Annotated in this window: 11 protein-coding genes and 1 pseudogene; 8 read left to right on the top strand and 4 right to left on the bottom strand. The window is 69.3% G+C overall.

Annotated elements, in window-relative coordinates; all coding sequences use genetic code 11:
* Both eno and J2850_RS31240 read right to left on the bottom strand, forming a co-directional pair.
* Positions 1 to 167, bottom strand: a pseudogene (gene eno / locus J2850_RS31235) (phosphopyruvate hydratase); the annotation flags it as partial.
* Between the two features lie 54 nt (positions 168 to 221).
* Entirely contained in the window at positions 222 to 1,121 is a 900-nt protein-coding gene (locus J2850_RS31240; RefSeq protein ID WP_209991299.1) for a formate/nitrite transporter family protein, read from the bottom strand.
* A gap of 413 nt (positions 1,122 to 1,534) precedes the next feature.
* On the opposite strand from J2850_RS31240, the gene J2850_RS31245 reads away from it, so the two are divergent.
* From J2850_RS31245 to J2850_RS31275, 7 genes are all read left to right on the top strand, one after another.
* Positions 1,535 to 2,395 carry a helix-turn-helix transcriptional regulator gene (locus tag J2850_RS31245; protein WP_209991301.1) on the top strand — a complete coding sequence of 287 codons (861 nt, stop codon included), beginning with the start codon at positions 1,535 to 1,537 and terminating at the stop codon, positions 2,393 to 2,395.
* A gap of 115 nt (positions 2,396 to 2,510) precedes the next feature.
* Entirely contained in the window at positions 2,511 to 5,603 is a 3,093-nt protein-coding gene (locus J2850_RS31250) for a xanthine dehydrogenase family protein molybdopterin-binding subunit (protein ID WP_246513786.1), read from the top strand.
* The gene (locus J2850_RS31255) at positions 5,600 to 6,436 is read left to right on the top strand and encodes an FAD binding domain-containing protein (protein ID WP_209991302.1); all 837 of its coding nucleotides are present in this window, start codon (positions 5,600 to 5,602) and stop codon (positions 6,434 to 6,436) included. The genes J2850_RS31250 and J2850_RS31255 overlap by 4 nt, the downstream gene beginning before the upstream one ends.
* The gene (locus tag J2850_RS31260; RefSeq protein WP_209991304.1) at positions 6,424 to 6,984 is read left to right on the top strand and encodes a (2Fe-2S)-binding protein; all 561 of its coding nucleotides are present in this window, start codon (positions 6,424 to 6,426) and stop codon (positions 6,982 to 6,984) included. The genes J2850_RS31255 and J2850_RS31260 overlap by 13 nt, the downstream gene beginning before the upstream one ends.
* A complete protein-coding gene (locus J2850_RS31265) occupies positions 6,977 to 8,542 on the top strand; it encodes an AMP-binding protein (RefSeq protein ID WP_209991306.1) in 1,566 nt (521 codons plus the stop codon). The genes J2850_RS31260 and J2850_RS31265 overlap by 8 nt, the downstream gene beginning before the upstream one ends.
* 33 nt (positions 8,543 to 8,575) lie before the next feature.
* Positions 8,576 to 9,385 (top strand): enoyl-CoA hydratase/isomerase family protein, encoded by an 810-nt coding sequence (locus J2850_RS31270; RefSeq protein ID WP_209991308.1) that lies wholly within the window; start codon positions 8,576 to 8,578, stop codon positions 9,383 to 9,385.
* A 149-nt stretch (positions 9,386 to 9,534) separates the two neighbouring features.
* Positions 9,535 to 10,821: a benzoate/H(+) symporter BenE family transporter gene (locus tag J2850_RS31275; RefSeq protein ID WP_209991311.1), complete on the top strand. Its 1,287-nt coding sequence runs from the start codon at positions 9,535 to 9,537 to the stop codon at positions 10,819 to 10,821.
* A gap of 75 nt (positions 10,822 to 10,896) precedes the next feature.
* On the opposite strand, the gene J2850_RS31280 is transcribed toward J2850_RS31275, so the two are convergent.
* The gene (locus tag J2850_RS31280) at positions 10,897 to 11,901 is read right to left on the bottom strand and encodes a CorA family divalent cation transporter (protein WP_209991313.1); all 1,005 of its coding nucleotides are present in this window, start codon (positions 11,899 to 11,901) and stop codon (positions 10,897 to 10,899) included.
* A gap of 515 nt (positions 11,902 to 12,416) precedes the next feature.
* On the opposite strand from J2850_RS31280, the gene J2850_RS31285 reads away from it, so the two are divergent.
* Positions 12,417 to 12,734 carry a hypothetical protein gene (locus J2850_RS31285; protein WP_209991314.1) on the top strand — a complete coding sequence of 106 codons (318 nt, stop codon included), beginning with the start codon at positions 12,417 to 12,419 and terminating at the stop codon, positions 12,732 to 12,734.
* 182 nt (positions 12,735 to 12,916) lie between these two features.
* Here the strand turns inward: J2850_RS31285 and J2850_RS31290 are convergent, their stop codons facing one another.
* Entirely contained in the window at positions 12,917 to 14,539 is a 1,623-nt protein-coding gene (locus tag J2850_RS31290) for an inorganic phosphate transporter (protein ID WP_209991316.1), read from the bottom strand.
* Between the last annotated feature and the right edge of the window lie 294 nt (positions 14,540 to 14,833).

Consider the following 14,833-nt stretch of genomic DNA (forward strand, 5'->3'; position numbering starts at 1 on the left):
TTGTCGCCGTCGCGCAGCTCGACCGCCTCATGGGCGCCGGTGGAGGCCCCCGACGGCACGGCGGCGCGGCCGAAGGCGCCGCTGTCCAGCGCAACATCCACTTCCACGGTCGGGTTGCCGCGGCTGTCGAGGATTTCGCGGGCATGGATTTCGGTGATGACGCTCATGGAAGTCGGTATCCCATATCTTGAGGGAGGTTCTGGCGTAAGGGGCTTGATGGATCAGTGCTGTTTCGGGCGCCGGTAGATGAACCAGTAGACGGCACCCACCAGGAGCGCTCCGCCGATCCAGTTGCCGAGCGTGACGGCGCCGAGGTTGACCAGGTAGTGGCCGACGGGGATCGACGGCGGCGCCCGGCCCAGGTCGGCCCAGAAGCTGTCGGGCGCCCCCCATTCGATCAGCAGGCCGAGCGGGACGAAGTACATGTTGGCGACGCAGTGCTCGAAGCCGGCGGCGACGAAGGCGGAGACCGGGAAGGTGATCGCCAGGATCTTGTCGCCGACGCTGCGGGCTCCCAGCGCCAGCCACACGGCCAGGCAGACCAGCACGTTGCAGAGGATGCCGAGGAAGAAGGCCTGCCCCGTCGGCAGGGAACTCTTGGAGACGGCGAAATAGAGCGCCGAGGCACCGACCGCGCCATGGCCGAACATGTATTGCCCGGACAGGAACACCAGCAGCGCCGTGCCGGCCGCACCGACGAAATTGCCGAGCCAGACGGTCGTCCAGACCCGCATCATCTCGCGTCCGTGCAGCCGCCCGCTGGCCCAGGCCATCACCATCAGCGCATCGCCGGTGAAGAGCTGCGCCCCGCCGACGATCACCAGGATCAGGCCCAGCGAGAAAACCAACCCGCCGAGGAGGCGGGTCACCCCATAGGGCAGCATCCCTTCCGCTCCCGACATGGCGACGGTCGCGAACAGGCCGCCCAGGGCGATGAAGGCCCCGGCAAGGACGGCGAGCGCGAACAGCGTGGGCGTGTCGTAATGAGCCTTCTTCACGCCGAGATTTTCGGCGGCGAGCGCGATGGCGTCGGGCATCAGCGCATCGAGGTTCTGTGTGACCGGGCTGAGCGGCTGCGCCGGCGGCGTCCAGCCCGCGGGATCCTTGCTGTCCATATTCATCGGTCGCTGTCCTTGCTGCCTTGCGCCGCAATCGGGGCCGTGATGGGCTGCCGGATGTCGTGCAGGCTTGTAGCTTTACTACATACTCCTGACGCGCCCTGCCGGCAAGCGAGAGCCGATCGGGCATTCCGTCGCAGGGGTGCACCCAAGCAAACCGTAATGTAACAATAACTTGCGCTGCACGACGCGTGGCGGCATTCCGCTGTAGCCTTACTACATCAAGGCTGTAAGCGCTGTCCTGCGCAATGCAACCCGGGTGTTGGTGGGCTCTCGACCATTCGTTGTCGCTCTGGCATATCGGCCCAGAGATAATTAGCTTAGGAAGCAAATGAACGAATGCCGGACCGGTACGGCCGGGCCATGGCGGCCGGGCCTCGGTCGTCGGGGCGGCCGGTAGGGAAGGGACGGACCTCATGTCGAAAGCGATGCGCATCCACCAGGGGGCCTTCGGCCGCGTTGCCCTGCTCGACATGGACAATGCCCTGATCCACCATGCCCATCCCCATTGCCACGTGCTGATCAAGGCATCGGGGGCCGATACCCAGTTCGCGGTTGGGGAAAAGCTCTGGCCGCTGCGCGACGACACCGCCGTGCTGGTGAACGGCTGGGAGGCGCATTCCTACGCCCACCGGCCGGGCGCGCCGCGCACGGTGATCCTGGCGCTCTACATCGAGCCGCGCTGGCTCGGCGCCATGCAGCGCGAATTCACCGCCAGCGGCAACCCCGGCTTCTTCCCGCAGTCCTGCGGCGAACTGAGCCCGCAGATCCGCCGGCTGGCCGACCGCATGGCGGCGGAGCTGCTGTATGACGACCCGTCGGGCGAGAGGATGGAGCAGGCGCTGTTCGACCTGATGATCGCCATCATCGACCGGTTTTCCGACTGGCGCACGCTGTCCGGCGTGCGCGCCGGCATGCCGGTGGCGTCCGATTTCCGCATCCGCCAAGCCGTCCGCTTCATGCGCCAGACGCTGGGCGAGGAGTTCGAAGCGAACCGCGTCGCCGCCGCGGCCGGGCTGTCGCGGGCGCACATGTTCCGCCTGTTCCAGCAGACGTTGGCGATCACCCCGGCGCTTTATTTCAACGTGCTGCGCATGGAGGCGGCCATCGACGCCATGGCCGCGAGCCGCGAGAGCGCGACGGAGATCTCCGGCCGCCTCGGCTTTTCCGCCCCCAGCCATTTCAGCCGCTTCTTCAAGAACCACCAGGGCGTCACGCCGACGGAATACCGGCGGGTGGTCACCCTGCTGGACGGCGAGAAGGCCGGGCGGGCGTGAGGACCGTCCGGCCCGGCAGGTGCGAAAATGAGACTCTAGGGTAAATCGCGACACTCCACGGTAAAAGCTTTGTGGGGCAAACGGTCTAGTCTCCTCCGGTAACGGGAGGAAGACGATGACGGCGACCGAAACCGTTGAACCGCGCGCCGACCGGCGCACAAGCCACCCCGCAGCCCACCCCGCAGCCGCGGCCATCGAGGCATCCGGCCCCCTCGTCGGCCGTGCGATGCCGCGGGTGGAGGATGCGGCGCTGCTGACCGGCGTCGCCCGCTATGCCGACGACTTGCCGGTGAAGCCGGGCACCCTGCATGCGGCGGTGCTGCGCTCCCCCCATGCCCATGCGGAGCTGCTGGGCATCGACGCCGCCGCTGCGCTGGAGCTTCCCGGCGTCGCCGCGGTGGTGACCGGCGAGGACGCCAAGCGCTTCGCCAGCCCCTTCCTGGTCGGCATCCGAGCGCCGATGGAGCATTGGTGCCTCGCCGTCGACCGGGTGCGCCATGTCGGCGAACCCGTGGCGGTGGTGCTGGCCGATAGCCGCTATCTGGCCGAGGACGCGCTCGACCGCATCCAGGTGCGCTATCGCCCGCTGCCGCCGGTGACCTCGATCCGCCAGGCGCTCGATCCGGCATCGGAGCCGCTGCACCCGGCGGTGGGGGCCAACCTGATCAACAGCCGCGGCTTCCTCTACGGCGACCCCGACGCCGCCTTCGCCCGCGCCGCGCGGACGGTGACGGTGGAGGTCGAATATCCCCGCAATTCCTGCACGCCGATGGAATGCTTCGTTGTGCTGGCCGACTATGACGCGGCCGAGGACGCCTTCGAGGTGCTGTCGAACTTCTCCGGTCCTTTCGCCGTCCATCCGGTGATGGCGCGGGCGCTGAAGGTGCCGGCATCGCGGCTGCGGCTGAAGACGCCGCCCCATTCCGGCGGCAGCTTCGGCAACAAGCAGGCGGTCTTCCCCTATGTCGTGATGATGGGGCTGTGCGCCCGCGTCGCCGGTCGCCCGGTGAAGTGGGTGGAGGACCGGCTGGAGCACCTGATGGCCGCCACCTCCGCCACCGCCCGTCGCATGAGGATCGAGGCCGCGGTGGAGCCGGACGGCCGGGTGCTGGCGCTGCGCATGGAGCAGACCGAGGATTGCGGCGCCTACCTGCGGGCGCCGGAACCGGCCTCGCTCTACCGCAACCACGGCAACCTGACCGGCGCCTACGACATCCAGAACCTGGCGCTGACCAACCGCATCGTCGTCACCAACAAGACGCCGACCGGCCTCAACCGCGGCTTCGGCGGTGGGCAGCTCTATTACGGGCTGGAGCGGCTGATGAACCGGGTGGCGGCCGAACTCGGCCTCGACCCGCTCGACGTCATCCGCCGCAACCTGGTGGCGGCGGACGCCATGCCCTATCGCACCGCGTCGGGCGGCACGCTCGACAGCGGCGACTACCGCGCGACGCTGGAACAGGCGGTGCGCGAGGGCGCGCTCGACGCGTTGAAGGAGCGCCGTGGCCGGATGCGGGCGCAGGGGCGGCTCTACGGCATCGGCTATGCCGCGGTGGTCGAGCCGTCGATCTCCAACATGGGCTACATCACCACCGTGCTGACCGCCGAGGAGCGGCGCAAGGCCGGGCCGAAGAACGGCGCCCAGGCGACCGCCAGCGTCGCCGTCGACCCCACCGGCGGCGTGTCGGTGACGGTGGCGTCGGCCCCGCAGGGGCAGGGGCACCGCACGGTGCTGGCCCAGGTGGTGGCCGACGTCTTCGGCCTGCGCCTGGAGGACATCCGCGTCAACACCGACCTCGACACCGGCAAGGATGCCTGGTCGATCGCCTCGGGCAACTATTCCAGCCGCTTCGCCGGTGCCGTCGCCGGGGCGGCGCAGGTGGCGGCGACCCGGCTGCGCGGCCGGATGGCGGCGCTGGTCGCCGGGCAGCTCAACTGCCGGGCCGAGGATGTGCGCTTCGCCGGCGGCAAGGTCTTCTCGGACCCCAACCCGGACAACGCCCTGTCCTTCTCCCGCGTCGCCGCCGCCGGCCACTGGTCGCCCGGCACCCTGCCGGACGGGCAGGAGGCGGCGCTGCGCGAGACCGCCTTCTGGACGCCGGAGCCGCTGAAGGCGCCGACCGACGCCGACCACATCAACAGCTCGGCCTGCTACGGCTTCATCTTCGACTTCTGCGGCGTCGAGATCGATCGCGCCACCGGGGCGCTGCGCATCGACCGCTACGTCACCATGCATGACGCCGGCCGCCTGCTGAACCCGCTGCTGGTGGAGGGCCAGATCCTCGGCGGCTTCGCCCATGCCGTCGGGACGGCGCTCTACGAGGAATATGCCTATGGCGAGGACGGACGCTTCCTGTCCGGCAGCTTCGCCGACTATCTGGTGCCGACCGCCTGCGAGGTGCCGGTTCCCGTCATCCTCCATCGCGAAAGCCCGTCGCCGGTGACGCCGCTCGGCGCCAAGGGAGTGGGCGAGGGCAACTGCATGAGCACGCCGGTCTGCCTGGCCAACGCGGTGGCCGACGCGCTGTCCGGGATCGCGGGCGAGCTGCCGTCGCTGCCGCTGACCCCGGCCAAGCTGGCGGCGCTGGTCCATCCGCCGGAACCACCGCGCCCGCGCGGCGCAACCGCCCCGCGCGGCACAACCGCCGATGCCGGTCCGGCGGCGCCGGCCGCCGTGCCAGGCGGGCGCGGCCTGACCGGCGAGGGCAGCCGCGAGGTGCCGGCGACGCCGGAGCAGGTCTGGGCCATCCTGCTCGACCCCAAGGAGCTGGCGGCGCTGCTGCCCGGCTGCGAGGCGCTGGACCTCGCCGGCCCCAATGCCTACCGGGCGGAGGTGGTGGTCGGCATCGGCCCGGTGCGCGGCCGTTACACCGCCGAGGTGGCGCTGTCCGACCTCGACCCGCCCAACGCGCTCACCCTGACCGGCAGCGGCAGCAGCAGCCTCGGCTCCGGCAGCGGCACCGGGCACGTCACGCTGGAGCGCACCGCTGAGGGTACGCGCGTCACCTACCGCTACAGCGCGTCTGTCGGTGGCAAGGTCGCCGCGGTCGGCGGCCGGATGCTGGACAGCGCCTCGCGCCTGCTGATCGGCCAGTTCTTCGAGAAGTTGGTCGCCCGCGCCGGCGGCACGCCGGCAGCGGCCGATCCGTCGCCTCTGCCCGTCCGGCTCCTGCACCGCCTGCTGCGTCTCCTGAGGATCCACCGATGAAACCAGCCCCCTTCGACTATCTGCGGCCGGCCACGCTGACCGAGGCGCTGGCGGCGCTGGCCGCCGGCGGCGACGAGGCCCGCGTGATCGCCGGCGGCCAGTCGCTGATGCCAATGCTGAACATGCGGCTGGTCCAGCCGCGCCTGCTGATCGACCTCGGCCGGCTGGAGGAGCTGCGCACGCTCACGGCCGAGGACGGCTGGCTGACGGTCGGCGCCGCCGTCACTCAGGGCCAGGTGCTGGCCCGCCCGACCCTGGCGCAAGAGGTGCCGCTGCTCGCCGCCGCCCTGCCGTGGGTCGGCCATTTCCAGACGCGCAACCGCGGCACGCTCTGCGGGTCGGTCGCCCATGCCGATCCCAGCGCCGAGACGCCGCTGTGCCTGGTCGCCACCGGGGGCGAGGTGGTGCTGCGCAATGCCTGGCGCCGCCGCAGCGTGCCGGCGGCCGACTTCTTCCTCGGTCCGCTGACCACGGTGAAGGCGGCCGACGAGATCGTCGAATGCGTGCGCTTCCCGCTGGCCAAGCCGGGAAGCGGGCATGCCTTCCGCGAGGTGTCGATGCGCCACGGCGACTTCGCCATCGTCGCCTGCGCCGCGACGGTGGACGGCGGGCAGGCGACGCTGGCCGTCGGCGGCGTCGCCGACCGCCCGAGCCGGCGCAGCTGGCCGCTCGTCGACGGCGGACTGCCGGCAGATCTCGACGAGGCGCTGAACGCCTTCGCCTGGGACCTCGGCGGCGATGACGACCAGCACGCAACAGCCCGCTACCGCCGCGACCTCGTGCGCCGGATCGGCCGCACCGTCCTTGAGGAGGCCCTGTCATGCCGCCGCTGAGTTCTTCCCCGCCGCCGGCGCCGTTGGCCGCCGAGGCGCGCCACCCCGTCACCATCGTCCTCAACGGCAGGCGGCGCAGCGGCCATGCCCATCCCCGACTGTTGCTGAGCGACTTCCTGCGCCACGAGCTGGGCGCCCACGGCACCCATGTCGGTTGCGAGCATGGCGTCTGCGGCGCCTGCACCGTCCGCATCGACGGCGTGGCGTCCCGCGCCTGCCTGACGCTTGCGGTGCAGGCCGACGGGCGGCGGATCGACACCGTGGAAGGGCTGGCGGACGGCAACGGCGGGCGCATGACCGCGCTGCAGGAGGCGTTCCGCCGGCACCATGCCCTGCAATGCGGCTTCTGCACCGCCGGCATCCTGATGTCGCTGTCCGACTATCTCGACCGCAACCCCAAACCCACCGAAGAGGAGCTTCGCGACATGCTGAGCGGCCATCTCTGCCGCTGCACCGGCTATGCCGGCATCGTCCGCGCCGTCATGGACGTGACCGGCGGGACCGCCGCTTCCCAGGCACACCAGCCGGCGGAGGCCGATCATGTTTGACCTCGGCCGCAGCATCCTGGCCAGCGCCGAGCGCAGCCCCGACGCGGTCGCCATCATCGACGGCGACTTCCGGCTGACCTATGCCGGGTGGCTGGACCGCATCCGCCGGCTGGTCGGCGCCTTCGACGCGCTGGGGCTGAAGCCCGGCGACCGCATCGCCACCGCGCTCCAGAACACTTGGGAGATGGCGACGATCCATTGGGCCTGTCAACTCGCCGGGATCGCCGTCGTCCCGCTGAACTGGCGGGTGAAGGCGGACGAGCTGGATTACTGCCTGCCCAACGCCGAGGTGCGCGTCCTGTTCTACCAGGACGTCTCGGCCGAGGCGGTAACCCAGTCCGCCGCCGCCCGGGCCTTGCCCTGCGTCGCCGTCGGCGGCGCGGAAGCCGCGGATGATCGCGGTCCCGACCGCCGCTTCAGCGACCTGCTGGCCGCCGATCCCGCCCCGGCGGTGCCTCGCGCCACGCCGGAGCATGTGTCGCTGTTCCTCTACACCTCCGGCACCACCGGCAAGCCCAAGGGGGTGCCGCGCCGCCACCGGGCGGAGCGCGCCGCCGCCGTCGCTCACGTTGCGCAGAACTGCTACCGCCGCGGCGAGCGCACGCTGGGCGTCATGCCGCTCTACCACACCATGGGCGTGCGCTCCCTGCTGGCGATGGCGCTGGTCGACGGCTGCTTCGTCTGCCTGCCGCGCTTCGACACCACCCGCGCGCTGGAGCTGATCGCGGCGGAACGGCTGACCTGTCTCTATCTGGTACCGACGCTCTATCACGACCTGCTGGCCGACCCGCGCTTCGCCGCGACCGACGTGTCGTCGGTGCGCAAGCTGGGCTTCGCCGGCGCCTCGATGACCGACGGGCTGCTGAAGCGGCTGGACGCCGCCTTCCGCCCCGAGCTGTTCGTCAACCATTACGGCTCGTCGGAGATCTACACCTTCACCATCGACCAGAACGCCCCGGCCAAGCCCGGTTCCGCCGGCAAGGCGGCGCTGAACCAGCGCATCCGCATCGTGAAGCTCGGCAGCATCGATCCCGACGACCAGGCGGCGGTGGGCGAGGAGGGGCAGATCGCCGCCGACCTCGCCGGCGACGAGTCCTTCGAAGGCTACTGGAAGCGGCCGGATGCCGACGCCAAGGCGCTGCATGCCGGCTGGTACTTCACCGGCGACATGGGGCTGATCGATGCCGAGGGCGACCTGTTCGTCACCGGCCGGGTCGACGACATGATCATCACCGGCGGCGAGAACGTCTCGCCGGTCGAGATCGAAAGCGTGCTGTCGCTGCATGACGGCGTGCTGGAGGTCGCGGTCGCCGGCCTGGCCGACGAGCGCTGGGGCCAGCGGGTCGTCGCCTTCGTCAAGCGGGCTCCCGGCGTCCAGGCGAAGGATCTCGACGACCATTGCCGCATCTCCGGCCTCGCCAACTTCAAGCGCCCGCGCGACTACGTCTTCCTCGACGAAATTCCCAAATCCCCGGTCGGCAAGATCCTGCGGCGCAAGCTGCAGACCGGCGAATTCGCCCTGGAAGGCGTCCCCCGGCAGGCCCCGGCCGTCCCCTGATCCCACCATTTGTTCCTTGAGGAGTTCCGACCAGTGATCCCCTACAGCTTCGACGCCAACGACCGCCTGCTCTCCGACCTCGACGGCTTCCGCGTGGAGATCGACGAGGCCAAGGAGCGCGCCGACATCGTCCTGGACCGTCCGCCCTTCAACATCGTCAGCATGCTCCAGCGCGACCAGTTCGGCGCGGCCTTCGCCGCACTCGACCGCGATCCGCGGGTGCGGGTGATCGTGCTGCGCGCCGAGGGTGAGCATTTCTCCTCCGGCGGCAACATCGCCGGCTTCATGGAGGCCTCGCCCGAGCATGTGTCCGAACTGGCGGTCAACATCGCCGCCCCCGAACGCTGCCGCAAGCCGGTGATCGCCCAGGTCCGCGGCTTCTGCTTCGGCGTCGGCTTCGAGCTGTCGCTGGCCTGCGACTTCCGCGTCGCCTCGGAGACGGCGCGGTTCGCCCTGCCGGAGATGCGCATCGGCATGATCCCCGGCTCCGGCGGCTCGGCCCGCCTGTTGCACATGATCGGCATCTGCCGCACCAAGGACATGGTGATGCGGGCCAAGCGCATTCCCGGCCGCCAGGCCGCCGACTGGGGCTTCGTCACCGAATGCGTCGCCGACGCCGAGCTGGAGGCCACGGTCGCCGCCCTGGTCGACGAGCTGCGCGGCTTCTCGCCGCTGGCCCAGCGCACCATCAAGGGCGTGCTGAACGCCGGCAACAACAGCTCGGTCGACGGTGCGATCGAGATCGAAGGACAGGCCTACGGCCGCCTGCGCTGCTCGGAAGACTTCAAGGAAGGGGTCGCCTCCTTCCACGAGAAGCGCAAGCCGGTCTTCACCGGCCGCTAAGGCCGCCACGGAGCGATCCGGGAGGCCCGACAGGGCAGGGGCTCGAAGAGGAAGCGGCGAATGCTGCCGCCGGTGACCCCCGGCGGCAACGGAGAAGCGCGCCCCGCTTTCCGGCAGATCATCGACATACTCATGCGGAGGAAACGGAGATGAGCACTGGGGACATGGGAGCCGCCGCGCCGGCGTCCCGCACCGGCATCCTGGAACGGGGCGCCGGCTATATGGACGGGCTGCGGGCGTTGCCGAAACACCTCACGCTGAAGTCGGTCAGCGCCGGCACGGTGGCCGCCATCTTCGGCTGCACCGGTCCGGCACTGATCATCATCGGCGCCGCCGAGGCCGGCGGCCTGACCAGCGCGCAGACGGTTTCCTGGCTGTTCGCCGTCTATTTCCTCGGCGGCCTGATCAGCCTGGTGATGGCCCCCTACTACATGCAGCCGGTCGTCGGCGCCTATTCGATCCCCGGCGCCGCCATGCTGCTGGGCGCGCTGAAAAGCTTCGACTTCAGCCATGCCGTCGGCGCCTTCATCATGGCCGGCGTGTTGGTCCTGCTGCTCGGCGTCAGCGGGCTGATCGGCAGGGTCATGCGCTGGCTGCCGATGCCGATCATCATGGCGATGATCGCCGGTGCGCTGATCCGTTTCGCCACCAGCACGGTCACCGCCGCCGAGGCGGCGCCGCTGCTGGTGGGGGCGACGATCGTTGCCTTCTTCGTCACCATGCGCCTGTCGAAGAGCTTCCCGCCGGTGCTGGCCGCCCTGATCGTCGGCATCGCGGTGGCCGCCGCTACCGGCGCCTTCCAGCCGGTGGACGGGCCGGTGGCGTTCGTCCTGCCGACCCTGACGACGCCCAGCTTCAGCCTTGACGCCTTCCTGGCGGTCAGCGTCCCGCTGGCCATCCTGGTGATCGGGGCCGAGAACGCCCAGGCGACCGGCGTGCTGCTGGCGGAGGGCTACCGCCCGCCGGTCAACGCGATGACGGTGGTGAGCGGCATCGGCGGCATCCTCGCCGGCGTCCTCGGCGGGCACAACGCCAACATCGCCGGCCCGATGACCGCGATCTGTTCGTCCGAACAGGCGGGCGAGGACCGGCGGGGGCGCTATGCGGCGGCGGTGGTCAACGGCGTGCTGTTCGGCAGCTTCGGCATCTTCGCCGGCATCGCCGTGCCCTTCGTCCTGGCCCTGCCGAAGGCGCTGATCGCCACCGTCGCCGGGCTGGCGATGATCGGCGTGCTGGTGGCGTCCTTCCAGCAGGCATTCACCCGGAGCCAGGGCCACCAGATCGGTGCCTTCGTGGCGCTCGCCGTCGCCATGTCCGACATCCGGCTCCTGAGCATCAGCGCCCCCTTCTGGGCCCTGGTGCTGGGGGTGGCCGTTTCCCTGCTGGTCGAACGGCATGCTGGTCGAACGGCACCGGGACCGACCGGGGACCGGTGAGCGGCAAGTCCCCGATGGCGGCACTGTGGCCGGCGCTGTCATATGGGGAACCGCGCGTTCCCGCCCGGCCCGACGCTACTTCCTGGGACGCAGGAAGAGGAGCATGACGAGGCCGGACAGCATGATCAGCAGCATGACCCACCAGAAGGCATGCTCGCCGCCGATGCCGCCGGGTACCCCTGGCACCCCGGCCACGTTCATGCCGAAGATGCCGGAGATCAGCGTCATCGGCGTGAAGATCACCGTCACCACCGCCAGCACATGCAGGCTGTGGTTCTGCTGGTCGGCCACCCTTGCCAGCAACTCGTCCTGCAGGACCTTGGCGCGGTCCTGCAGCGCTTCGATGTCGTAGAGGACCCCGGCGAATTTCTCGACCGCATGGCGCAGCCGGGCGCTGTCGTCGTCGTTGATCCAGGGCACCTCGCTGGCTGCCAGACGGCTCAGCGCCACCCGCTGCGGCGACACATGGCGCCGCAGCTTGACGACCAGTTGGCGCAACTGGCCGAGACGCTGGCGGGCCATCTGATAGCGCTCGGCCAGGATGGTGTCTTCGACCTTGTCCAGGTCGGTCTCGGCCCGCGACACCACCTCGCTCAGGGTGTCGGCCAGATGTTCGATCAGGTCCGCCATCAGTTCCGCGGTGCTGGCGTAGCGCCCGTGATCGTTCAACGCCTTGCGCAGGCGGTCGACCGCCTTCAGCGGATGGCGGCGGCAGCTCACGATCCGGCGGTCGTCCATGAACAGGCGCAGCGCGCCGATTTCCGACGGCTCGAAGTTGAAGTCGTACTGCATGTCGCTCAGGACGGCGACAAAGCCGTCGTCGAACGGCTCCAGGCGTGTCCGGTCGTCGTTGGCGTCGAGCAGGATCTCCAGCGCAAACGCATCCAGTCCGCTCTGCCGTTCCAGCCAGTCCCGCGCCCGTGCCGAGGCGAGGTTGAAGTGCAGCCACAGCACCCCGCCGCTGCGCTGCTGGGCGGCGCCGATCTCCTCGAAGGCAACTGGCGTCGGCGGAGCGTCGGGGGTGAGGAAATAGCCGCAGATCAGGTCGGTCCCGGTATCGAGCTTGATTGCGCTCGTCATGCCTCACCGACCTTCCTCTACCAGGCCTCGCTCCGGCGCCGTGCCGGCTTTCCGGGAAGGTACATCAACCTGTGGCGCGGAACACATGTTTCCTTGGCATCGGAAGCGATGGTGACGGGCAGGATCGGAGCCGCCTCCGGATCGTGCCTGGGCCAACCCCAAACCATGAATATGCGGGTCCCGGAAGGCAAAGGGACGCCGGCCCCGGCCTGTGGTCGCCGAGAGGGACAACAGTCTTGCGGCCGATCTCGCGCCGGCCGGTCATCATCGGCCGACGGGTTATGACCATTACGCTCCTTGACCTGCTTTGTAGTCGTCCTAATTCGACGCTGGTTTCGCCGTACCGTAACATGAAGCGGTTAGCTTCTTTTCGATTCCAAGGGCAGGGGCAAGCCGGATCGGGCGCAGACGATGTTCCAACACGGGCATGGACCATTATCGGCAGTGCCGCCGCCCCGCGTCCCGGCGGTGCATGCGCAACGCAAAGCCAAGACTCCTCAAGATCGGAACGCTCCATGAGCAAGCTCTTCACTGCACTTGTTGGCGGCGGCATCATCCTGTGCACCGCCGCCTCGGCCCAGATGCCGGCTGCCATTGACCCGTCACAACGCTTCCAGGCTCTGCTTGACGAGGCGCGAAGCAAGGTCCCCTCGACGTCGGAGGTCGGGACCATCAACACCACCCTCTCCACCGCCGAATGGTATTGGCGCAGGGGCGATCAGGTTCATGCTCTTTCCTATCTGAATTTTGCCCGCGGCCGGCTGGGCTTGAGCCTGATCCCACCCATCGCCGCGCCGGGGCCGCGCGCCGGGTCGCCTGCCGGCAGTCCGTAAGGCGCACGCAGCGCTTGGCTCGCATGACGCGCCCGGCTGGCCGGTGCCGGGGGCGTCGTGCCGGACAAGCGCCTTTTTGACCGACGCAGTCGACGCTGCCTGGCGACGAGGCCTGCCGATCGGGTTCGGCACCGGGACCATGCCATGGGGACGGGGTTCTGGTGTTGGACGGCGGCCCGGCGTCAGAACAGGTGCCGTAGGATGTAGTAGAGGACACCGGCGAGGGTGATCGCCGCCGGCAGGGTCAGCACCCAGGCCATGGCCATGTTGCGCACCGTCTTCCATTGCAAGCCTGAACCATTGGCGGCCATCGTACCGGCCACGCCGCTCGACAGGATATGGGTCGTCGATACCGGCAGGCCGTAGACCTCGGCCAGCCCGATCGTGCCGGCGGCAACCATTTCAGCCGATGCGCCCTGGGCATAGGCCAGATGCTGTTTGCCGATGCGCTCGCCGACGGTGATGACGATGCGCCGCCATCCCACCATGGTGCCGAGACCGAGGGCCACCGCGACCGAGAATTTCACCCAGTCCGGAATGAAGCGGGTGCCGGCGTTCAGTGCCTCCTGGTAGGATTTCAGCGCTTGGGCCTCGGCATCGGGAAGGTCGGCGCCGGCCTTCGGCAGGAGGCGGATGGCGTCGGCGGCCAGATACATGTCGTTGCGCATGTTGGACGTCGCTTCGGCCGGAATGTGCTTGATCGCTCCATAATTCTGCACACCGCGCACGATGTCGGCCGAGAGCACGGCCAGGGCACCATAGAGTTCGGGACGGTTCAGGTCCTTGGTGCGCAATGCCTCTCCGACCATCCGGCGAGCCTCCTCGGCGGAAGCCGGATGGTTCCCGTCCGCGTGGGACTGCAGGATCGCCTCGGCGCGACGGGTCGTTTCGACGAAGGCCGGGGTGGTCTCATCCGGCATGGTGCGGTTCAAGGCGTAGGCGGTCGGTACCGCGCCGATCAGGATCAGCATGATCAGCCCCATGCCTTTCTGGCCGTCGTTGCCGCCGTGGGCGAAGGAGACGGCGGTACAGGTCAGGATCAGCAGGCCTCGGATCCACAGCGGCGGCGGATGGTTGGGGTCGGCAGGGGCGAACAGGCGCCGGTTCCGGACGGCATGCTTCAGGAAAAGCAGGAGCAGGGCGGCAAGGATGAAGCCCATGACCGGGCTGAACAGCAGGGCTTGCAGCACACCGAGCGCCTGCGCCCAATCGACGCCGGAGGTGGCCTGTCCCTTCGGCGCCATCAATTGGTTGGCCAAGCCGACCCCGATCACCGAGCCGATCAGCGCATGGGAGGAGCTGTTCGGCAGCCCGAGCGCCCAGGTGCCGAGATTCCAGATGATCGCGGCGATCAACAGGGCGAAGATCATCGCATAGCCGGCACTGCTGCCGACCTGCAGGATGAGTTCCACCGGCAGCAGGGTGATGACGCTGTACGCCACCGCCCCGGATGAAAGAAGCACGCCGAGGAAATTGAAGGCTCCCGACCACAGCACCGCCAGCACCGGCGGCATGCTGTGGGTGTAGATCACGGTGGCGACCGCGTTGGCGGTGTCGTGGAAGCCGTTGACGAACTCGAACCCCAGCGCGATCAGCAGGGCAAGGCCGAGGAGCAGGAAGGCTCCGATCGCCAGGGGGGGCTGGTCGACCCGCTGCAGGTCGGTGACGAAGCCATGCACGGCGTAGCCGATGCCGGCGGCCAGCACCATCAGGAAGGCCACGGATATCGACGCGTGCGGTTTCTGGTGGAGGTTGGGGCCGCGCAGCGGTGACGGTGCGCCAGACGGCAATGTGGTGTCCGACATGGTCGTGCTCGCCTGTTCCAAGGGGGACAACCCGCGGAGCCACTGCGCCGGAACAGTCCGGAACGTGGTCCGTCGGGCGAGCCTTCAACCAATTGGGGCGGGGGCGGTTGCCGGGGTCATCCAAACTTCATCAAATCTTCATCGGACCGGCTGTGCCGGGAACCGTCCGCTGTCATCAGGTCCGACGCCGAGCGCCCGTCGTGCGCATCGGAAAAAAGCGCTTGCGTGGCTCGTCCAAGCGGCCTATATACCCGCTCCCACGACGCCGGGCTGCGGATGACGCAGAAACGGCGG

Origin of the sequence: Azospirillum picis (assembly GCF_017876115.1) — a bacterium.
Lineage (GTDB): Bacteria > Pseudomonadota > Alphaproteobacteria > Azospirillales > Azospirillaceae > Azospirillum > Azospirillum picis.

What these genes read in the sequence shown, in the direction of transcription:
- J2850_RS31240 (WP_209991299.1), bottom strand. Translation starts at nt 1,121, where the DNA reads ATGAATATGGACAGCAAGGATCCCGCGGGCTGGACGCCGCCGGCGCAG.
- J2850_RS31260 (WP_209991304.1), top strand. Translation starts at nt 6,424, where the DNA reads ATGCCGCCGCTGAGTTCTTCCCCGCCGCCGGCGCCGTTGGCCGCCGAG.
- J2850_RS31280 (WP_209991313.1), bottom strand. Translation starts at nt 11,901, where the DNA reads ATGACGAGCGCAATCAAGCTCGATACCGGGACCGACCTGATCTGCGGC.
- J2850_RS31275 (WP_209991311.1), top strand. Translation starts at nt 9,535, where the DNA reads ATGAGCACTGGGGACATGGGAGCCGCCGCGCCGGCGTCCCGCACCGGC.
- J2850_RS31265 (WP_209991306.1), top strand. Translation starts at nt 6,977, where the DNA reads ATGTTTGACCTCGGCCGCAGCATCCTGGCCAGCGCCGAGCGCAGCCCC.
- J2850_RS31250 (WP_246513786.1), top strand. Translation starts at nt 2,511, where the DNA reads ATGACGGCGACCGAAACCGTTGAACCGCGCGCCGACCGGCGCACAAGC.
- J2850_RS31245 (WP_209991301.1), top strand. Translation starts at nt 1,535, where the DNA reads ATGTCGAAAGCGATGCGCATCCACCAGGGGGCCTTCGGCCGCGTTGCC.
- J2850_RS31285 (WP_209991314.1), top strand. Translation starts at nt 12,417, where the DNA reads ATGAGCAAGCTCTTCACTGCACTTGTTGGCGGCGGCATCATCCTGTGC.
- J2850_RS31255 (WP_209991302.1), top strand. Translation starts at nt 5,600, where the DNA reads ATGAAACCAGCCCCCTTCGACTATCTGCGGCCGGCCACGCTGACCGAG.
- J2850_RS31290 (WP_209991316.1), bottom strand. Translation starts at nt 14,539, where the DNA reads ATGTCGGACACCACATTGCCGTCTGGCGCACCGTCACCGCTGCGCGGC.